Genomic DNA, 17356 nt, shown 5'->3' with positions numbered 1-17356 from the left:
GACATGCCTGGGACGGCGCCCGACGCGTGTCCAAGACCGCATCACAACTGTCGGCAAAGTGACATTTGATCGATTTCGGGCGTAACCGCTTGTCACGATGCGTGAAACGCATAGGGTGCCCGCCGCGAGGACATGGCGTCGCAGCGGCCGGAAGCGGACCCTTGTCAGCGCCCGCGCGCGGTGGGCATGGTCGGGGCATGAGCGACACGCCGTCCGAGCCCGACCGCCTCGCGCGCCTCGAAATCCGCCTCACCGAGCAGGAGGCGGTGATCGAGGACCTGAACGCCGCAATCACGGCGCAATGGAAGGTCATCGACCGCCTCACCCGCCAATTGGCGCGGGTGCAGGAGCAACTCGAGGATAGCGCCTTCCGCGGCGCCAGCGGCGCGCCGGAACCACCGCCGCCGCACTATTGAGCGGCCATTCTCCTACCCAACCCCCTCATCCTGAGGTGCGCAGCGTAACGGAGCCTCGAAGGAGGGCTCCAGGGATCGGGCGACTTCTGGAGCCCTCCTTCGAAGCTGCTGCGCAGCACCTCAGGATGAGGAGATGGGGTGGGATGGCGGAAAGTCCCGGATGGCGCCGCCGTCTTTCCGCGCGGTCCCATCCACCGCTATGCTGCGGACAACCGCAAAGCGAGGAACCTCGGCCATGAATCGATCGGTGCAGCGAGCCATCGTCGGCCTCGGCCTCGCGCTGGCCCCGGGGACCGTGTTCGCCCTGGATCGGGCGCCGCTGCCGTCAGAGGCGCCGATGGAGGCGTGTCCCGAGCAGGGCGCGGGCTTCGCACGCATTCCCGGCACCGCGACCTGCCTACGGGTGTCGGGCCGGGTGGCGGCGGGGATCGATGCGGGGACGCACGGCAGCGCGGCGCCGGTGCGCGGGCGGTTCTCGGTCGATACGCGCTCGGCGACCGATCTCGGGCCGATGCGCTCGTTCCTGCGGCTCGATGCCGGCCATCGCTGACCGGTAGAAACCTCAATCGTCGCGATAGACCCGCTCGCGGCGCTCGTGGCGCTCCTGCGCTTCGAGCGACAGGGTGGCGATGGGGCGGGCGTCGAGGCGCTTGAGGGAGATCGGCTCGCCGGTCTCCTCGCAGAAGCCGTAGGAGCCGTCCTCCAGCCGGGCCAGGGCCGCGTCGATCTTGCTCGTCAGCTTGCGCTGGCGGTCGCGGGCGCGCAGTTCGATCGAGCGATCGGTCTCCGACGAGGCGCGGTCGGCGAGATCGGGATGGTTCTCGTTCTCGCTCTGGAGCGCGCTGAGGGTGCCCTGCGCCTCGCGCAGGATCTCGCTCTTCCACGAGAGCAGCTTGCGCCGGAAATACTCGCGCTGCCGCTCGTTCATGAAGGGCTCGTCGTCGGAGGGCCTGTAGCCGTCCTCGATCGTGACCTTCGCCATCGTCTAAGCCCTCGCGCTCCCTGCCGGTCAGCGGCGATCTCGGGCAGGGCTATAATCGAGCCGGGCGGGCTCCACAACGCGCGGATGCTGCCCTGCACCCCATCGCGTGAATTGCGTTCGGCGTTGCGGCAAACACGTCACGGTCCGGGAGCGTACGGAGCCCGCGCCCGCAGGCCGTTCAGCGAGGCGGCGATCTCGTCGGCGAGCGCGCGGGCGAGGTCGTGGCGGTAATGGGAGCGGTCGAAGAACAGGGCCGGATCGTGCAGGGCCGGCCGGTCCCGGCGCCCGTCGACGACGGCGCTCAGGGAATGGCGCGCCAGGGCGGCGCGCATCGCCGCGCGGCAGGCGGCCTCGGCCCGCGCACGCGGGCTCCCGTCCCGCGGAAGGGCGGAGGCGTAGACCGGCGGGAACACCATCACCACCGGGGTCTGCGGCGGCAGGTCGGCCAGGACCGCGCCGAGCTTTTGGGCCGCGGGAAAGCCGGGGCCGGCCCGGCCGGGATCGGCGGTCTCCGGCACCGGCGTCTCGCGCGAGGCGTGCAGCCGCTCGGGGTCGAGACCGGCGTAGTCGGGCCCGTAATCCCAGTAGCCGTCGGGCCGCGCGGTCTTACGGCGCGCCCCGACGAGCCAGCCGAGGCGGCCGACGACCTCCTGGGCCACCGGCCAGCGCAGGAGCCCGCGGAGATAAGACAGGGTGTCCGGGCTGTAGAGCCAGAACGGGAACGGCTTCTCGTTGGGCAGCGCCGGATCGTCGGTGCACCACAGGTCGTCGATGGCGAGCACCAGGGCGTCCGGCCGCGGATGGTGGCGCAGGAACCAGCCGAGCAGGGCAAGCTGCTCCCCCGGCCCGGTCGCCGGCACCGAGAGCTGCACGAACGGGATGCCGGTCGCCGCGGTGAGGCGGGCGGGCTCCACGAGCTGGATGTGCGAGTTGCCGAGGACGGCGCCGGTGAAGGCGGGATCGCGCCCGCGCCACGCGGCGGCCGTGCGCGGGCCCTGCTGGCGCACGGCGCCCGCCGACAGGAGGGGGGAGCGCCCGCTGTCGTAGGGATCGACCAGAGCGGCGAGCGCCAGGTAGCCGAGGAAGAGACCCGCCGCCGTGCCGACGAACAGCCGCGCGAACCCCGCCCACGCCCGCTCGGTCTCGCGATGGAAAGCGCCTGCGATCATGATCAGAACTGGAAGTAGATGAACTCGTAGTTCGCGTCGTCCCCGATCTTGAGGAGGATGACGACGAACAGGACGGCGCAGGCCACGGCAAGGGGGCGGCGCGGCGGCAGGCCGTGGATCGCGGCCCAGGCGCTGGGGCCGACGATGGCGACCAGGGCGGCGAACAGGATCGTGCGCCACTTGAAGCCGGCCCCCGGCTCGGCGAGGCCGAACAGCCCCTTGTAGATCGTCAGCGCCGCCTCGAACGTCGGCGCTCGGAACAGCACCCAGGTCAGCACCACGAAGGCGGCGGTCAGGGCCCAGCCGAGCGGCGCCGGCATCCGGCCGCCCGCGCGGCGCCACAGCACGCCCGCGCCGAGGCCGAGCCCATGGGCGGCGCCCCAGGCGACGAAGGTGAGCCCGGCCCCGTGCCACAGGCCGCCGAGCGTCATCGTGACGAACAGGGCGCCGACCTGCATGGCGAGGCCGCGCCGGTTCCCGCCCAGCGGGATGTAGAGGTAGTCGCGCAGGAACCGCGACAGCGTCATGTGCCAGCGCCGCCAGAAGTCGCGCAGCGACGTGGCGCGGTAGGGCACGTCGAAGTTCTGCGGCAGCACGATGCCGAACAGCAGCGCGATGCCGAGCGCCATGTCGGTGTAGCCGGAGAAGTCGAAATAGATCTGGAAGGTGAAGCCGAGCGTCGCCTGCCACGCCTCGGCCGCGGTGACGGACTGACCCGCGGTCGCCGCCTGGAACACCGGGTTGACGTAGGCCGCCAGCGGATCGCCCAGAAAGACCTTCTTGGAGAGGCCGACGACGAGCAGCACCAGCCCGCGCCCGATCCGCTCGGCGGCATCCGGCCGCCGGTAGGGGCGCTCGTCGAACTGGTGGACGATCTCGCTCCAGCGCACGAGCGGGCCGGCGAGAACCTGCGGGAAGAAGGCGATGTAGAGGGCGTACTTGGTCAGGCCGAGCGCAGGCGCGCGGCCCGCGCGCAGGTCGGACAGGTACATGATGTGGTGGAAGGTGAAGAACGAGATGCCGAGCGGCAGCACGAGATCGAGGTGCGGCAGGCTCAGGCCCGGGATCAGGTTCGCGAGGTCGGCGAGGAAGCCGAGATACTTGAAGGCGGCCAACACCACGAGGTTGCCGGCGAGCGCCGCCGGGAACAGCCAAGTGTAGGCCCGGCGCGGGAGGGCGCGGGCGATCAACCAGTTGAGCGCGATCGATACGACGAGCAGCGGCAGGAAGCGCCAATCCCACCAGCCGTAGAACACCAGCGAGAGCGCGAAGAGGAGCGGCAGGCGCCAATCGGGCCGATAACGCTCGACGCCCGCATGCAGCACCAGGGCGGTGGGCAGGAACGCCAGCAGAAAGACGAAGGAATTGAACAGCATCGCGCGCGGGCCGGGTCGTCCTAGAGCATCGGCCCAAAAAGGTGGGTACCGGCTTTTGGAAAAAGCCGATGCGGCAGAGGAACCTAGAGCATCCCCCTAGATCTCGTATCCAAGGGGAATGCTCTAGCTGGCGAGACCGGTGCCTTCCGCTCACGCGGGGGCCTTGTGGGGAATCGCGGCGGGGGCGTCAACGCCGGGGCCGGATGCCCGAAACCCGCCGCGATCGCGTCAGCCAAGGTTCACCAGGACCGGCCTAACCCTACCTCTGCGACGGGCCGCCCGGCCCGAACGGAGAGGATCGTACGATGACGCACGCGAAGGCGTTCGCATGGGCTGCGGTGGTCGCCGGCAGCCTCGGATGGGTCGGCGGCGCGCAGGCCGCCCCGTTGAGCCCGGCGCCGCTCGGCGCGACGAGCCCGGTGGAGCGCACGGCCGGCGGCTGCGGCCCCGGCTTCCATCCCAATCCCTGGGGCATCTGCCGCCCGAACCTCTATGGCCCGCGGCCCTATTGGGGTCGGCCGGTCTATGGCGGGCCCTACGGCTACTACCGCCCGCGGCCGGTCTACCGGCCCTACGGCTACGGCCCGCGGCCGTTCTACGGACCGCCGCGCCCGTTCTACTGAGTTTTCGCCGCGCGCGGCCGGCTCAGACGCCGCGCGCGGCCTCCAGCTTGGCGAGTTCCACCGCGGCCCGCAGCTCGATCTCGGCGACGAGTCCGTCGAGGCGCGGGTCGCCGCTCTCCGGCATCCGCTCGGCCAGCCGCCCGGCGATGGCGCGCAGATCGCCGGGCGCCACCCGTCCGCCGATCAGCGCGGCCTTCAGCCGGTCGAGCCCGTCCAAGAGGTCGTGCCCGCGCTGCACCGAGCGGCGGCGGCGTTCCTGCGGCGTGTCGGCGCTGTCCTGCCCCTGAAGCGTCAGGATCGCGTCGAGGCCCGCGAGCATGCCGGTCTGGGCCGCGCCCGCCGTGCTCGCCCGCGGCGGCTCGGCCTCGCCGGCCGAGAAGGCACCCGGCGCGGCGGCGCGGCGCGGGCCCGAGAGGGCGCCCGCGGCGGCGGCGGCAAAGCGGGGATCGACGCGCATGGTCCGGCCTCTCGAAGACGCCTACGAGAAGCGGCCACCATGGTTAAGCGCGGGTAAACATCCCGGCAGAAGCTGCCGCCCCGGCAGGAATGCGCCCGGCGACGGATGCGGTGCCGAAGAGGCCGCGGCTCTCACACCCCATACGGATCAACGGCTTAGCGAAAGCGCCCAGCTGGCACGGCCCTGGCACTGGACGATGGCATGACGCCCGATCCGGTCGAAGCCCCCGCGATGCCGCTGCCCCAGCGCTCCTCCCTGTCCTCCTTGCCGTTCCGCCTCCTGGCCGTGCTCGCCTGCTGGCTCGCGGTGCTGCCCGGCCCGGCCTTCGCCCTATCGCGGGTCAAGGACCTCGCCTCGATCGAGGGCGTGCGGGCGAACCAACTCGTCGGCTACGGCATCGTGGTCGGCCTCAACGGCACCGGCGACACGCTCAACAACATCCCGTTCACCAAGCAGTCGCTTCAGGCGATGCTGGAACGGCTCGGCGTCAACACGCGCGGCGCTACCATGCGCACCCAGAACCTCGCCGCCGTGATGGTGACGGCGAACTTGCCCCCCTTCTCGACGCAGGGGACGCATATCGACGTCACCGTCTCCTCGCTCGGCGACGCGAAGTCACTCCAGGGCGGCACGCTGCTGGTGACGCCGCTGCTCGGCGCCGACGGCGAGGTCTACGCGCTGGCGCAGGGCTCGGTCGCTATCGCGGGCTTCGCCGCGGAAGGCGAGGCGGCCAAGATCACCCGCGGCGTGCCGACCAACGGGCGCATCTCCAACGGCGCGCTGATCGAGCGCGAGATGGCGTTCAAGCTGAACGAGGCGCGATCTTTACGCCTGTCGCTGCGCAACCCCGACTTCACGACTTCGAAGCGGATCGCGGCGGCCATCAACGACTTCATGGGGGCCGACACCGCGGAGCCCACCGACCCGGCCACGATCACGCTGCAGATTCCGGCGAAATACCGTGGCAACATGATCCGCCTCATCACCGAGGTGGAGCAACTCAAGGTCGAGCCCGACCAGACCGCCCGCGTCGTCGTGGACGAGCGCTCCGGCATCATCGTGATGGGCCGCGACGTGCGCGTCTCCACGGTCGCCATCGCGCAGGGCAACCTCACGGTGACGATCACCGAGCAGCCGATGGTGAGCCAGCCCGGCCCGCTCTCGAACGGCCAGACCGCCATCGTCCCGCGCACCGGCGTCAAGGTCGATACCGGCGACGGCAACAAGCTGGCGCTCGTCAAGGAAGGCGTGACTTTGCGCGAACTGGTGGACGGCCTCAACGCGCTGGGCGTCGGCCCGCGCGACCTGATCTCGATCCTGCAAGCGATCAAGACCGCAGGCGCGCTGCAAGCCGACATCGAGCTGATGTGATTCTTTTTCGAACAGGGGACGAAGCCATGCTGCCTCTCGCGACCTTCGCGGCCTCCGCCGCCGCCGGCGTCGGCAAGAACCTGCTGCAATCGCTGTCGAAGACCGACACGAATACGATGGACACCGCTCAGGCCTCGGCCCAAGCTTCGGCCAAGGCGCGCAAGACCGCCAACGAGTTCGAGAAGATGTTCCTGGAGGACAGCCTGGAGCGGATGAACCAGAGCGAGGGCACTGAAGGCCCGCTCGGCGAGAACGGCCATGGCGGCGGGGTGTGGCGCTCGATGCTGACCAAGGAATACGCCAACGCCATCGTTAAGAGCGGCGGCGTCGGCATCAGCAATCAGGTCTATTCCGAGATGATGCGGATGCAGGAGGCCGGTCGTGGCGGCCGGTGACCCTCTCCGCCTTACCGACCGCGCCGGGGCGCAGGCCTTCGTGCAGGGTCTGCTCGCCGTGATGCGCGATCTCGAAGCGGTGCTCGCCCGCGAGAGCGAGGGCGTGCGCGCGGGCCGGATCGCCGAGGCGATGACCGGCACTCCGGCCAAGACGGAACTGGCCGCCGCCTACATGACCGGGCTGGAGGCGGCCAAAGCCAACGCCATCGCGCTCGCCCGCTTCGCCCCCGAGGGGCTGGACGCCTTGAGGGCCGCCCAGAAGCGCTTCGCCGCCGTGCTGGAGGTGAACCAGCAGGTGCTCGCCACCGCCCGCACCGTCTCCGAAGGGCTGATCAAGGCGCTGGCCGACGAGGTGGCCAAGACCCGCACGGCTTCCGTCTACGGCCGCCCCTCGCACGCGCCGTCGCCCTATGGCCGGGCTGGGGCGAACAGCGGGCCGCTGGTTCTGTCGCGCAACCTGTAAGGGTCGGGCCGCAGGGTGCGACAACGACGACAGGATGGGACGTGTTAAGGCGTAAACGCGCGCTGCGTGGCCGCGCGAAATCTGAACTTTTCGCGGGTCTCTGTCGCGCTCAAGCTTCCGGAACTTTCGCCCCTGCCGTTGTTTGCCCCCGAAATCAATCATCGGAGGTGCCGGCCATGTCGAACGACGTGCTGATTCCGCTGCTCGCCGTCTTCACCATCGTGGCCGTCGCGGCCTTCGCCCTCTGGCAGCGCGGCCGGGTGGCGCAATCGAAGGGCGACACGAAGCGTTCGAGCTTCACCCAGGTCCACGGCGAGGCGCCGCGCCCGAACCGGCCGGGTACGGATCACTGAGGCGACTACGCCGCCTCTTCGAGAAATATTTAAGCGCTCATCCCACCCCACCCCCCTCATCCTGAGGTGCTGCGAAGCAGCGTCGAAGGAGGGCTCCAGGGATCGCGCGATCCGCTGGAGCCCTCCTTCGAGGCTTCGCTACGCTTCGCACCTCAGGATGAGGGGGTGGGGTGGGATCGATGGGGAGGGCGGGTCGCCTCAGGCGAGCCGGGTCGCTTCGACCCACCAACCCGGCTGCGCCGCCCGTACCGCCCTCGCCGCCGCCTCGGCGGCCGGGGCATCGGTGAACAGCGCGAACACCGTCGCGCCCGAGCCCGACATCCGGGCGAGCCGGCAACCACCCTGCGCCCGCAGCAGCGCCAGCGCCGCGCCGATGACCGGGGCGACGGTGAGGGCCGGCGGTTCGAGATCGTTGCAGGCGGGCCGGATCGCGGCGAGCACGCCGTCCGCGTCGAGGCCGGCAACGATGGGGGGATGCTCGGCGCCCGCCAAGGTCTGGCCGACCGCGAGGCCAAGCGCCTTGAACACCGGCGCGGTCGAGACCGGCACGCCGGGATTGACCAGCACCGCGGGAAGCGCCGCGAAACCGAGCGCCGGGCCGACCGCCTCGCCCGCGCCGCGCATCATCCGGCCGCGCGGATCGAGGCAGACCGGCACGTCGGCCCCCGTCGCCCGTGCCGCCGCGACGACGGCCGGGTGATCGAGGGACAGCCCGTTCCGCTCGGACAGCAGGCGCAAAGCGGCCGCGGCATCCGACGAGCCGCCGCCGATCCCGGCCGCGACCGGGAGTTCCTTGTGAAGATGGAAGGCGCCGAGTTCCAGACCGGGCACGCCCGCGGCGAGATGGCGGGCGGCGCGCAGGACGAGGTTGTCGTCGAGCGGGCCCGCCGGACCGGCGGTCGGGCCCGCGACGCTGAGCGTGAGGTCGGGACCGGGATCGAGCGTCAACACGTCGGCCACCTCGGCGAAAGCCACGAGGCTCTCGAGCACATGGTAGCCGTCCTCGGGCCGGCGCCCGAGCACGTGCAGGGTCAGGTTGATCTTGGCCGGAGCGCGGGTGGTGAGACGGGACACGGGCTCTCGGGCGGACGAGAAGGGAGGGGCCTGCCTTACGGGCGCGGGGCGCCCCGGGCAAGCCGCCCTCCGGGGAGAGCGTCGGCGCGGACGCATCCGCGCCGACGCCGCTCGCTTACCAGCGGTGGTGCCAGCCGCCGTAGCCGCCGCGCCAGCCGACGTGGCGATAGCCCCACGGGCGCGCGAAGCCGACGTGACGGTAACCCCACGGACGGCCGAAGCCGACATGGCGGTAGCCCCAGGGGCGGCGCCAGCCGTAGCCGTAGCTGCGATAGACGACCGGGCGGGCGTAGATGACGGGGCGATAGGCGTAGGGGCGCCAGTTCGGCTTGCACCAGCCCGACCAGCCGCGATGGAACCCGGGCCCGCACCCGTCACGGGCCTCGGCGGTGCCCGCCGTTCCGGCGACGGTGCCGAGAGCAAGAAGGGTAGCGGCAGCGATCTTGAATCGCACGATTGTCCTCCTTCGGTCTTGAGTGGATGCCCCAGGAACGACGGTGCCGAAGCCTTCATTGCCGCATTACGAAAGTTTAATATTCCTTCTGGAACAAGGACTTATGGCAGCATAAGGCCAAGCCGGATTGTTTCTATAGTGTGTCCGGCTCGGGCGGCCCGATTCAAATACTTGTGAGGCCGGGCCGCCTCCCACCCACACCCTCATCCTGAGGTGCCGTAGCGAAGCGTCGCCCTTGAAGGAGGGGTCCAGCGAATCGCGCGATCCCTGAAGCCCTCCTTCGAGGCCGCTTCGCGGCACCTTAGGATGAGGGGATTGGGTAGGATTCGGTTATTCGACAGAGCGGCGAGGCTGCGCCTCGCCGCGGGCACGGAGAAAAACTAGCCGCCCGGCTTCTTGTCGGCCGAGCCCGGCGCGTCGCCCGGCGCCGGGGCGCCCTTGGGCAGTTCCGGGTTCTCCGGGTTGTGCGGCGCCGCCACGGGGGCGGGGACCGGCTCGGCCGGAGCCGGCGGGTTCTCGGCGGTGGCGGTCGGCTTGTCCGGCTCGGGCAGACCGTCCTTCAGCTTGGCGTTGATCTTTTCGAGATCGTCCGGCTCGGGGTTCAGGTCCTTGGCGTGCTGCCACTGGAACTTGCCCTCCAGCCGGCGGCCGGTGCGCCAGTAGGCGTCGCCGAGATGGTCGTTGATGGTCGGGTCGCCGGGCTTCAGCTCGACCGCCTTCTCCAGCTCGCGCACCGCGTCGTCCCAGCGGCCGAGGCGGTAATAGGCCCAGCCCAAGCTGTCGATGATCATGCCGTCGCGGGGCGACAGATCGACGGCCTGCTTCAGCATCTTGAAGCTCTCGTCGATGTTCATGTTCCGATCGACCCAGGAATAGGCGAGGTAGTTGAGCACCTGCGCCTTGGCGTTCGGCTGGGTGGGCGGCAGCAGGGTCAGCGCCTTCTTCAGATCGGCCTCGGCCTCGTTCCACTTGCCGGCGCGCTCGTAGGCGGTGCCGCGGAAGTAGTAGAGCGTCCAGTGGTTGGCCTCGCTGCCCGCCGGGATCAGCTTGATCGCGCGGGTGTAGGTCTCGGTCGCCTCGGCGAATTTCTTCCGCGAGCGCTGGACGTTGCCGAGCGCCGAGATCACGTCGATGTTGTCCGGATTGGCCTTGAGCACGCTGTCGAGGTGCTGCAGCGCCTCCTCCCCCCGGCCCATCTGCTCGAGGTTGAGGCCGATCTGGATGTCGGCGTTGAGCTTGAGCGGGGAGTTCGCCGGGATCTGGGCGTAGGCCTCGTTCGAGCGCTCGGTCTGCTTCATCCGGTCGAGGGTGTCGGCGAGCGTCAGGCGCGCCACCGCGTGCTCGGGGGCGAGGTAGAGGGCAAGGCGCAGATAGACGACCGCAGGCAGCTCGTCCCCTTGCGTCGAGCCGGCAGAGCCGAGCCCGTAGAGCACCTCGGCCGCGCCCTCCTGCGCCGAGGCGATCAGCGGCGGCAGCGGCTTGCCGGCCTTCAGCTTGTCGAGGGCATCCACCACCATCGGGTGGCGCGGCATGGTCTTCTCGAACTGGCTGTAGGCGTCGATGGCGACATCGGTGCGGCCGATGCCGGCGGCGAAGCGGGCATAGGCATCGACGATGCGCAGCGTGTTGTGGTCGGCCTCGAACGCGGCCTTGAGCTTGCGCTCGGCCTCGGCCTTGTCACCGACCAGAGCGGCGATCAAGCCGGCATGGTAGTCGCGGAAGACGTTGAAGTAGCGCTCGCCGCGCAGGCGGTTCAGCGTCTCGTTGGCACGCTTGCCGTCGCCCGCGCCGGCATAGGCCCAGGCGGTCAGCAGCGTCGCGGTCAGGTCGGCGGCCGCACCCTTGCCGCTGCGGGCAAAACTCTGGCGGGCGGGGGCGTATTGCCCGGCCTTGAGCTGGCGCACGCCGAGCGCGAGCTGAGCGAGCCCGTTCGAGCCCTCGCGGGTGGTGAGCCGCTCGGCGGCGCGGAAGGCGTCGGTCATCGCGCCGTCGGCGAGCAGCGAGACGAAGGCCCGCTCCAGAAGCTCGGCGTTGCGCGGATCGCCCTTCACCGCCTCACGGTAGAAGCTCGCGGCGGCCGCCGTGTCCTTCGAGGCGCCGGCGATGTAGGCCGAGAGGAAGTTGCCTTCCAGCGATTCCGCCGGCTCGTATTCGGAGATCGGCGAGGATTCCCGCGGCTGCAGGGCGGCGGCCGGCAGGCTGCCGGCGACCGTGCCCGAGAGCATCAGGGCGAGCGCGGCGGCGCTCCGGCGGGCGGTGGTTCCGTTCATGATCACCAGACGCGGCTCCTGCGGCGCCGCGCGAGGGTTGCCCCCTGTCGTCGGCCGGCGCCGTTTCGGCGGGGGACACTGGACTCCTTCCGCCATCACCGCAAGGCGAAAGGATGGCGCGGGGAGAGAGCCGAATTGCCGCTTACGCGTCGCCGGCGATCTCGGCTTTCGCGTCTTCGACCAGCCCGGCGAGGCCGGTATCGACCTCGGAGCTCAGCAGCGCGCGCTCGGCGTCCGTCAAATCCTTCGCCCAGGCGCCGCTGCCGAACCCATCGCGGCAGCGAGCGCGCTCGGCTTCGATCGCCGCTTCCGTGCCCGCGGGGTCGGCCCGCATCGCCGCAATGATCCCGAACCACGCCGCGCGCTCGACCACGGCGAGGCGCGCCCGCAGCCGCATCTCCACCGCGCGGGTCGGATCGACCGCGCCCTCCTCGTTCCCGGCCATTGTCAGCCCCCGTTGCGCCGCTGCTCGCAGCGCGTCTTCACGTAGGTCTTCGTATCGTTCGGGGTATGCCCGGCGCTCGCAGCGAGCACCGGCCCCTGGATCAGGCATTCCTGCAGGGTGTGGGCCGGCCCGACGATGATGTCGAGCGCCGTCTCGCGGGAGCAATCGGGCACCTGCACCGTGGAGGCGCAGACGAGGGCGACGACGAGGATCGGGTTCATGCGGGGCCGGCCTCCGGGCGGGGTCCGACCCTGAACGGCCGGGATGAGAAGGTAGAACGGGGGAGCCGCAGGAAGCTCCCGAAAAGTCCCTTGCGGCGGCTGCGTCACAGCCGCGCGCCGAGGCTCAACCGTGGCGCGAAAACCTTCTGCCTAAAAAAAGACGCAAGATCGGCCTGTCTTCCGCGACCCCGGACAAGGTCGTTGCAAGGAGGCGACAATGTCTTTCGACGTGATCCTGACGAAATCGGCCCAGGAACTCGGCGAGAGCCGCGGTGTTCTGCCCGACCTCGAAGAGCGGACCCGCGACGAGATCGCGGACTTGCCCGGCGAAGGCCTGGAAGAACTGGAGCGGCGGCTGTTCCATGCCTTCGCGCTGGACGACGGCACCGAAGTGATCTGCTCGCTGACCGCGGACGGCGCGGTGCGCATCGATGCCTGCGAGGCGGAAGGCGTCGCCTGAGCCGCGCCCGGAACCGGCGCGGCGGGCGCCGGATTGCTCCCCCCGACAGATGAACCGTCGAGGAGGAGATATGTCCCACGACACCATCGGCATCGAGGCCGATTTCGCCACCCGCGATTCCGCCCACGCCGCCAAGAGCCGGCTGGTGCGCGCAGGGTTTGCCCGCAACAGCATCGACATCTTCCGCAGCGGCGACGGCTTCGTGGTGCGCGTGCCGATCCGCGAAGAGAACCGGGCGCGTGCCGCCCGCCTGCTCAAGGGCACGGCGCTGGTCGAGCGGGCCAAGCATGGCGGTCTGGCGGCGGCCGACCGCGTCGGTAGCCAGCCGTTGCTGGCGCTGGCGCTCGCTGGGCTCGCGGGGTTCGTGCTCTACGGGCTGACCAACCGGCGCTAACGGCGTCAGGCCCGTTCAAAAAAGCGGTTGCCCGGCCGCTTCAGGCCGAGGTGATCGCGCAACGTCGTGCCCTCGTACTCGGTGCGAAACAGGCCGCGGCGCTGCAATTCGGGCACGACGCCGTGGCAGAAATCGTCGAGCCCTTCGGGCACGAACGGGAACATGACGTTGAAGCCGTCGCAGGCTTGCGCCTGCAGCCACTCGGCCATCCGGTCGGCGATCTGCTCGGGCGTGCCGACGAAGGTCAGCCCGCTGTAGCCGCCGACCTTCTGCGCCAGTTGGCGCACGGTCGCGCCGGTGCGGCGGGCGTACTCGACGATCTGCGCCTGCCCGCTCTTGCTGGCGTTGGTTTCGGGAATCTCAGGGAGCGGCGCGTCGAGATCGAATCCCGAGGCGTCGGTGCCGAGCCGGACCGAGAGGTTGGCGAGCCCGCTCTCCACCGGCACCAGCGCATCGAGCCGTGCCTTCTTCTCGCGCGCCTCACCTTCCGTGCCGCCGACCACGACGAAGGCGCCGGGCAGGATCTTCAGCTCGTCCGGCGCGCGGCCGACCGTGCGCATCCGGCCCTTCACGTCGGCGTAGAATTTTTGCCCCGCCTCCAGCGACGAGGACGAGCCGAACACCATCTCGGCGGTCTCCGCCGCGATCTGCCGACCGGCGTCGGAGGCGCCCGCCTGCACGATCACCGGCCAGCCCTGGACCGGGCGGGCGACGTTGAGCGGGCCCTTCACCTTCAGGAATTCGCCCTTGTGGTTCAGGGTGTGCAGCTTGTCCGGGTCGAAGTAGAGCCCCTGCTCAACGTCGCGCACGAAGGCGTCGTCGGCCCAGGAATCCCACAGCCCCGTGACGACCTCGAAAAACTCGCGGGCGCGGGCGTAGCGGACCGGGTGGTCGAGATGAGCGTCGCGCCCGAAGTTCAGCGCCTCATCGGGGTTGCCCGAGGTGACGAGGTTCCAGGCCGCGCGGCCCTTCGAGATATGATCGAGCGAGGCGAACTTGCGGGCCACATGATAAGGCTCGTTGTAAGTGGTCGAGGCGGTGGCGATCAGCCCGATCCGCTCGGTCACCATGGCGAGCGCGGGCAGCAGCGTCAGCGGATCGAACGAGGTGACGGTGGCCGAGCGCTTGAGCGCCTCCATCGGCATCTTCATCACGGCGAGATGATCCGCCATGAAGAACGCATCGAACTTCGCCGCCTCCAGCGTGCGAATGAATCGCACGAGGTGATCGAGGTTGAAGTTCGCATCCGGATAACCGCCGGGATAGCGCCACCACGCGGTGTGGATGCCGATGGGGCGCATGAAGGCGCCGAGGTGGAGTTTTTTGTTTTTGGCTGTTTCGCCCATGGCTGGCTCCGGCCGCTTCTGGCTCGATCACGGGCGATATGGGGCGAGCTGGCGCGTGCGGCACGGCTCGGATCGCGCCCGAACCGGAGTCTTGTTTTCTCCCACCCGATCCCCTCATCCTGAGGTGCCGCGAAGCGGCCTCGAAGGAGGGCTCCAGGGATCGCCGAGCGACCTGGAGCCCTCCTTCGAGGCTACGCACCTCAGGATGAGGGTGCGGATTGGAAAAGGTGGGGAGCGATGACCGTCGATCCGACCAAGGACCCGGTGCTGGTCCGCTTCCGTGCCGCCCTTGAGGCGGCCTATGGCGAGCGAATCGAGCGCGTCGTGCTGTTCGGCTCACGGGCGCGGGGCGATGCGCGGCCGGATTCCGACTACGACATTGCTCTCTTCCTCAACGACATGGACAGCGTCGGTCGCGAGGCCAGAGTTCTCGCCGAGATCGGGACAGATGTGTTGATCGAGACTGGAGCAGTCATAAACGCTCTGCCTCTTCCGGCACACGCTCTCGCCGACCGCACAGGCTTCATGCTCGAAATGCGGCGCGACGGTCTCGCGCTATGACGCCTGAAGTCAGAGCCTATCTCGACAAGGCGGCAGAGGACTTGGCGGACGCGCGCAAAATCCATGCGATCTCACTCTACAAGGTTGCTGCGCGCTGCGCTTACTACGTTGCATTCCATGCAGCGGAAGCGCTGCTTCTGGCGCGCACCGGGCGGATCGCGAAGACGCACCGTGGCGTGCGCTCGGCGCTGTCACAGGTTCTATCCGGCGAAGGCCGGGAGATACTGACGTTCCTCGGACAGGCGTATACGTTCAAGGAGATTTCCGATTACGGCATCGGCCGTACATCCACCGTTTCGGAAGCTGAAGCGTCCGCGCTGATCGAGGAGGCGGTGCGCTGCCTCGATCAAGCGACAGCTCTGATCGCAGCGGGCGATTCAGAAGCCTGAGGGGAAGAGCGGTTGGATCAAATATCCAACTCCGCCCCATCCGCAAACGCCGCCCGCTCCGTAATGAACGCGAACCGCGCCTCCGGCTTGTTCCCCATCAGCCGCTCGACCGTATCGCCGGTCGATTCCCGCGCCTCGTCCAGGACCGCGACGCGCAGGAGCGTGCGCTTGCGCGGGTCCATCGTGGTCTCCTTGAGCTGGGCGGGCATCATCTCGCCGAGGCCCTTGAAGCGGCCGATGTCGACCTTGGCCCCCTTGAACACGGTCTTGATGATCCGCTCCTTGTCGGCGTCGTCGCGGGCATAGGCCGACTTGGCGCCTTGGCTGAGCCGGTAGAGCGGCGGGATCGCCAGATAAAGGTGGCCCTTGTCGATGAGCTTCGGCATCTGTCGGTAGAAGAAGGTGATCAGCAGCGAGGCGATGTGGGCGCCGTCCACGTCCGCGTCGGTCATGATGATGACCTTGTCGTAGCGCAGATCCCCCTCGCGGAAGTTGGCACCGGTGCCGCAGCCGAGCGCCAGCGTCAGGTCCGAGATCAGCTGGTTGGCGCCGAGCTTGTCGCGGCTGGCCGAGGCGACGTTGAGAATCTTTCCCCGCAGCGGCAGCACGGCTTGCGTGGCCCGGTCGCGGGCCTGCTTGGCCGAGCCGCCGGCCGAGTCGCCCTCGACGATGAAGATCTCAGAGCCCGCGGTGCCGGCGGCCGAGCAATCGGCGAGCTTGCCGGGCAGGCGCAGCTTGCGGGTGGCGCTCTTGCGGGCGACCTCCTTCTCCTGGCGGCGGCGCAGGCGCTCCTCGGCGCGGTCGATCACCCAGTCGAGCAGCTTGTTGGCCTGGGCCGGCGAGGCGGCGAGCCAGTGGTCGAAGGCGTCGCGCACCGCCGTCTCGACGATGCGGGAGGCTTCCACCGTCGCGAGCTTGTCCTTGGTCTGACCCTGGAATTCCGGCTCGCGGATGAAGACCGAGAGCATGGAGGCGCAGGTCGCCATCACGTCGTCGGTCGTCACCGACGTCATGCGCTTGGCCTGGTTCACCCGCTCGGCATGCTCGCGCAGGCCCCGCAGCAACGCGACGCGCAGGCCCGATTCGTGGGTGCCGCCCTCAGGGGTCGGAATCGTGTTGCAGTAGGAATGCGAGACGCCGTCGTCGGCCACCGTCCAGGCCACCGCCCATTCGAGCGAGCCGTGCGAGCCGGGCTTCGTCATCTTGCCCGAAAAAATCGCGTCGAGGACGAGTTCCTTCCCCTCGATGTCGCGGGCGAGATAGTCGGACAACCCGCCGGGGAAGCGGTGAACGGCCTCGGCCGGCACGTCCTCCAGGCCTTCGAGCAGGGCAGGGGCACAGCGCCAGCGAATCTCGACGCCGCCGAACAGGTAGGCCTTGGAGCGGGCCATCTTGAACAGGCGCCGCGGATCGAACTTGAGCGAGCCGAAGATCTGCGCGTCGGGATGGAAGCGCACCCGCGTGCCGCGCCGGTTCTGCACCCGGCCGACCGTCTCAAGCGAGCCCTGCGCATGGCCGCGCGAAAACGTCTGGCGATAGAGGGTCTGGTTGCGGGCGACCTCGACCTCCAGCACGTCGGAGAGCGCGTTGACCACGGAGATGCCGACGCCGTGCAGGCCTCCGCTCGTCTCGTAGACCTTAGAGTCGAACTTTCCGCCCGCGTGCAGCGTGGTCATGATGACCTCGAGCGCGGACTTGCCGGGAAACTTCGGGTGCGGATCGACCGGGATGCCGCGGCCGTTGTCGGTGACGACGAGGCTGCCGGATTCCTCCAACTCCACCTCGATGAAGCTCGCGTGGCCCGCGACCGCCTCGTCCATGGAATTGTCGATCACCTCGGCGAAGAGGTGGTGCAGAGCGCGCTCGTCGGTGCCGCCGATGTACATGCCGGGCCGCCGCCGCACCGGCTCCAGCCCCTCCAGCACCTCGATGGCCGAGGCGTCGTAGCCGGCCTCGGCGGGCTCCGGGGTCGGCACAGCAGCGAGCTTGCGGCGCTCGACCGGCTTCGGCTCGGCCGTAGACAGCGGCTTGCCCCCCGGCCCGAACAGATCGCGCGCCGGATCGCTCACGCGACGGCTCCTCGAATCGGGGCGGCGGGCTGCATGGCTCTTCATACCCTCTTGATACAGGAACAAAC

The 17356-nt window shown here is 69.6% G+C and carries 22 protein-coding genes; 11 read left to right on the top strand and 11 right to left on the bottom strand.

Annotated features, from left to right (window positions below):
• Positions 1 to 197: 197 nt before the first annotated feature.
• Both AAHG03_RS06620 and AAHG03_RS06615 read left to right on the top strand, forming a co-directional pair.
• Positions 198 to 416, top strand: coding sequence for a SlyX family protein (locus tag AAHG03_RS06620; RefSeq protein ID WP_342149639.1), 219 nt, complete (start codon positions 198 to 200; stop codon positions 414 to 416).
• Positions 417 to 651: 235 nt separating this feature from the next.
• Complete coding sequence (locus AAHG03_RS06615) at positions 652 to 966, top strand: porin (RefSeq protein ID WP_342149637.1); 315 nt, start codon at positions 652 to 654, stop codon at positions 964 to 966.
• Between the two features lie 12 nt (positions 967 to 978).
• On the opposite strand, the gene dksA is transcribed toward AAHG03_RS06615, so the two are convergent.
• The 3 genes from dksA to AAHG03_RS06600 form a co-directional block, all read right to left on the bottom strand.
• Entirely contained in the window at positions 979 to 1398 is a 420-nt protein-coding gene (gene dksA, locus AAHG03_RS06610; RefSeq protein ID WP_342149636.1) for an RNA polymerase-binding protein DksA, read from the bottom strand.
• A gap of 137 nt (positions 1399 to 1535) precedes the next feature.
• On the bottom strand, positions 1536 to 2567 hold the full coding sequence (locus tag AAHG03_RS06605) for a hypothetical protein (RefSeq protein ID WP_342149635.1): 1032 nt from the start codon (positions 2565 to 2567) through the stop codon (positions 1536 to 1538).
• A gap of 2 nt (positions 2568 to 2569) precedes the next feature.
• Positions 2570 to 3943, bottom strand: a complete 1374-nt coding sequence (locus AAHG03_RS06600; protein WP_342149634.1) for an MBOAT family O-acyltransferase — start codon at positions 3941 to 3943, stop codon at positions 2570 to 2572.
• Between the two features lie 305 nt (positions 3944 to 4248).
• Here AAHG03_RS06600 and AAHG03_RS06595 point away from each other — a divergent pair, with 305 nt between their 5' ends.
• On the top strand, positions 4249 to 4566 hold the full coding sequence (locus tag AAHG03_RS06595; protein WP_342149633.1) for a GCG_CRPN prefix-to-repeats domain-containing protein: 318 nt from the start codon (positions 4249 to 4251) through the stop codon (positions 4564 to 4566).
• Between the two features lie 22 nt (positions 4567 to 4588).
• On the opposite strand, the gene AAHG03_RS06590 is transcribed toward AAHG03_RS06595, so the two are convergent.
• Positions 4589 to 5023, bottom strand: coding sequence for a flagellar assembly protein FliX (locus tag AAHG03_RS06590; RefSeq protein WP_342149632.1), 435 nt, complete (start codon positions 5021 to 5023; stop codon positions 4589 to 4591).
• A 231-nt stretch (positions 5024 to 5254) separates the two neighbouring features.
• Here AAHG03_RS06590 and AAHG03_RS06585 point away from each other — a divergent pair, with 231 nt between their 5' ends.
• From AAHG03_RS06585 to AAHG03_RS06570, 4 genes are all read left to right on the top strand, one after another.
• Complete coding sequence (locus tag AAHG03_RS06585) at positions 5255 to 6394, top strand: flagellar basal body P-ring protein FlgI (protein WP_342149766.1); 1140 nt, start codon at positions 5255 to 5257, stop codon at positions 6392 to 6394.
• 26 nt (positions 6395 to 6420) lie between these two features.
• Positions 6421 to 6789 (top strand): rod-binding protein, encoded by a 369-nt coding sequence (locus AAHG03_RS06580; RefSeq protein WP_342149630.1) that lies wholly within the window; start codon positions 6421 to 6423, stop codon positions 6787 to 6789.
• Positions 6776 to 7252 carry a hypothetical protein gene (locus AAHG03_RS06575; protein ID WP_342149628.1) on the top strand — a complete coding sequence of 159 codons (477 nt, stop codon included), beginning with the start codon at positions 6776 to 6778 and terminating at the stop codon, positions 7250 to 7252. The genes AAHG03_RS06580 and AAHG03_RS06575 overlap by 14 nt, the downstream gene beginning before the upstream one ends.
• A 176-nt stretch (positions 7253 to 7428) precedes the next feature.
• Positions 7429 to 7605: a hypothetical protein gene (locus AAHG03_RS06570; RefSeq protein ID WP_342149627.1), complete on the top strand. Its 177-nt coding sequence runs from the start codon at positions 7429 to 7431 to the stop codon at positions 7603 to 7605.
• A gap of 198 nt (positions 7606 to 7803) precedes the next feature.
• On the opposite strand, the gene AAHG03_RS06565 is transcribed toward AAHG03_RS06570, so the two are convergent.
• The 5 genes from AAHG03_RS06565 to AAHG03_RS06545 all read right to left on the bottom strand — a co-directional run bounded on the left by AAHG03_RS06565 (position 7804) and on the right by AAHG03_RS06545 (position 12069).
• Complete coding sequence (locus AAHG03_RS06565; protein ID WP_342149626.1) at positions 7804 to 8679, bottom strand: 4-(cytidine 5'-diphospho)-2-C-methyl-D-erythritol kinase; 876 nt, start codon at positions 8677 to 8679, stop codon at positions 7804 to 7806.
• Positions 8680 to 8794: 115 nt separating this feature from the next.
• Positions 8795 to 9133 carry a GCG_CRPN prefix-to-repeats domain-containing protein gene (locus AAHG03_RS06560; protein ID WP_342149624.1) on the bottom strand — a complete coding sequence of 113 codons (339 nt, stop codon included), beginning with the start codon at positions 9131 to 9133 and terminating at the stop codon, positions 8795 to 8797.
• Positions 9134 to 9513: 380 nt separating this feature from the next.
• Positions 9514 to 11403, bottom strand: coding sequence for a tetratricopeptide repeat protein (locus AAHG03_RS06555; protein WP_342149623.1), 1890 nt, complete (start codon positions 11401 to 11403; stop codon positions 9514 to 9516).
• A 142-nt stretch (positions 11404 to 11545) separates the two neighbouring features.
• Positions 11546 to 11848, bottom strand: coding sequence for a hypothetical protein (locus AAHG03_RS06550; RefSeq protein WP_342149621.1), 303 nt, complete (start codon positions 11846 to 11848; stop codon positions 11546 to 11548).
• A gap of 2 nt (positions 11849 to 11850) precedes the next feature.
• A complete protein-coding gene (locus AAHG03_RS06545) occupies positions 11851 to 12069 on the bottom strand; it encodes a hypothetical protein (RefSeq protein ID WP_342149619.1) in 219 nt (72 codons plus the stop codon).
• Positions 12070 to 12286: 217 nt separating this feature from the next.
• On the opposite strand from AAHG03_RS06545, the gene AAHG03_RS06540 reads away from it, so the two are divergent.
• Together AAHG03_RS06540 and AAHG03_RS06535 are read left to right on the top strand one after the other, a co-directional pair.
• The gene (locus AAHG03_RS06540; RefSeq protein WP_342149618.1) at positions 12287 to 12529 is read left to right on the top strand and encodes a hypothetical protein; all 243 of its coding nucleotides are present in this window, start codon (positions 12287 to 12289) and stop codon (positions 12527 to 12529) included.
• Positions 12530 to 12599: 70 nt separating this feature from the next.
• A complete protein-coding gene (locus tag AAHG03_RS06535) occupies positions 12600 to 12923 on the top strand; it encodes a hypothetical protein (protein WP_342149617.1) in 324 nt (107 codons plus the stop codon).
• 5 nt (positions 12924 to 12928) lie between these two features.
• Here the strand turns inward: AAHG03_RS06535 and AAHG03_RS06530 are convergent, their stop codons facing one another.
• Entirely contained in the window at positions 12929 to 14224 is a 1296-nt protein-coding gene (locus tag AAHG03_RS06530) for an LLM class flavin-dependent oxidoreductase (protein ID WP_342149765.1), read from the bottom strand.
• Positions 14225 to 14506: 282 nt separating this feature from the next.
• Between AAHG03_RS06530 and AAHG03_RS06525 the strand changes: the two genes are divergently transcribed.
• Together AAHG03_RS06525 and AAHG03_RS06520 are read left to right on the top strand one after the other, a co-directional pair.
• Positions 14507 to 14830: a nucleotidyltransferase domain-containing protein gene (locus tag AAHG03_RS06525; protein WP_342149616.1), complete on the top strand. Its 324-nt coding sequence runs from the start codon at positions 14507 to 14509 to the stop codon at positions 14828 to 14830.
• Positions 14827 to 15219 (top strand): HEPN domain-containing protein, encoded by a 393-nt coding sequence (locus tag AAHG03_RS06520; protein WP_342149614.1) that lies wholly within the window; start codon positions 14827 to 14829, stop codon positions 15217 to 15219. The genes AAHG03_RS06525 and AAHG03_RS06520 overlap by 4 nt, the downstream gene beginning before the upstream one ends.
• Before the next feature lie 17 nt (positions 15220 to 15236).
• Here the strand turns inward: AAHG03_RS06520 and parE are convergent, their stop codons facing one another.
• The gene (gene parE, locus AAHG03_RS06515) at positions 15237 to 17288 is read right to left on the bottom strand and encodes a DNA topoisomerase IV subunit B (RefSeq protein WP_342149613.1); all 2052 of its coding nucleotides are present in this window, start codon (positions 17286 to 17288) and stop codon (positions 15237 to 15239) included.
• Between the last annotated feature and the right edge of the window lie 68 nt (positions 17289 to 17356).

It is taken from the genome of Methylorubrum subtropicum (assembly GCF_038442325.1).
Taxonomy (GTDB): domain Bacteria; phylum Pseudomonadota; class Alphaproteobacteria; order Rhizobiales; family Beijerinckiaceae; genus Methylobacterium; species Methylobacterium subtropicum.
The sequence above is the reverse complement of the archived record's forward strand: the minus strand, read 5'-3'. Positions and strand labels throughout refer to the sequence as shown.

Bases quoted from the DNA above. Each gene is read 5' to 3' on its own strand.
- AAHG03_RS06620 (WP_342149639.1), top strand. From the start codon at position 198: ATGAGCGACACGCCGTCCGAGCCCGACCGCCTCGCGCGCCTCGAAATC.
- AAHG03_RS06615 (WP_342149637.1), top strand. From the start codon at position 652: ATGAATCGATCGGTGCAGCGAGCCATCGTCGGCCTCGGCCTCGCGCTG.
- dksA (WP_342149636.1), bottom strand. From the start codon at position 1,398: ATGGCGAAGGTCACGATCGAGGACGGCTACAGGCCCTCCGACGACGAG.
- AAHG03_RS06605 (WP_342149635.1), bottom strand. From the start codon at position 2,567: ATGATCGCAGGCGCTTTCCATCGCGAGACCGAGCGGGCGTGGGCGGGG.
- AAHG03_RS06600 (WP_342149634.1), bottom strand. From the start codon at position 3,943: ATGCTGTTCAATTCCTTCGTCTTTCTGCTGGCGTTCCTGCCCACCGCC.
- AAHG03_RS06595 (WP_342149633.1), top strand. From the start codon at position 4,249: ATGACGCACGCGAAGGCGTTCGCATGGGCTGCGGTGGTCGCCGGCAGC.
- AAHG03_RS06590 (WP_342149632.1), bottom strand. From the start codon at position 5,023: ATGCGCGTCGATCCCCGCTTTGCCGCCGCCGCCGCGGGCGCCCTCTCG.
- AAHG03_RS06585 (WP_342149766.1), top strand. From the start codon at position 5,255: ATGCCGCTGCCCCAGCGCTCCTCCCTGTCCTCCTTGCCGTTCCGCCTC.
- AAHG03_RS06580 (WP_342149630.1), top strand. From the start codon at position 6,421: ATGCTGCCTCTCGCGACCTTCGCGGCCTCCGCCGCCGCCGGCGTCGGC.
- AAHG03_RS06570 (WP_342149627.1), top strand. From the start codon at position 7,429: ATGTCGAACGACGTGCTGATTCCGCTGCTCGCCGTCTTCACCATCGTG.
- AAHG03_RS06555 (WP_342149623.1), bottom strand. From the start codon at position 11,403: ATGAACGGAACCACCGCCCGCCGGAGCGCCGCCGCGCTCGCCCTGATG.
- AAHG03_RS06550 (WP_342149621.1), bottom strand. From the start codon at position 11,848: ATGGCCGGGAACGAGGAGGGCGCGGTCGATCCGACCCGCGCGGTGGAG.
- AAHG03_RS06545 (WP_342149619.1), bottom strand. From the start codon at position 12,069: ATGAACCCGATCCTCGTCGTCGCCCTCGTCTGCGCCTCCACGGTGCAG.
- AAHG03_RS06540 (WP_342149618.1), top strand. From the start codon at position 12,287: ATGTCTTTCGACGTGATCCTGACGAAATCGGCCCAGGAACTCGGCGAG.
- AAHG03_RS06535 (WP_342149617.1), top strand. From the start codon at position 12,600: ATGTCCCACGACACCATCGGCATCGAGGCCGATTTCGCCACCCGCGAT.
- AAHG03_RS06530 (WP_342149765.1), bottom strand. From the start codon at position 14,224: ATGCGCCCCATCGGCATCCACACCGCGTGGTGGCGCTATCCCGGCGGT.
- AAHG03_RS06525 (WP_342149616.1), top strand. From the start codon at position 14,507: ATGACCGTCGATCCGACCAAGGACCCGGTGCTGGTCCGCTTCCGTGCC.
- AAHG03_RS06520 (WP_342149614.1), top strand. From the start codon at position 14,827: ATGACGCCTGAAGTCAGAGCCTATCTCGACAAGGCGGCAGAGGACTTG.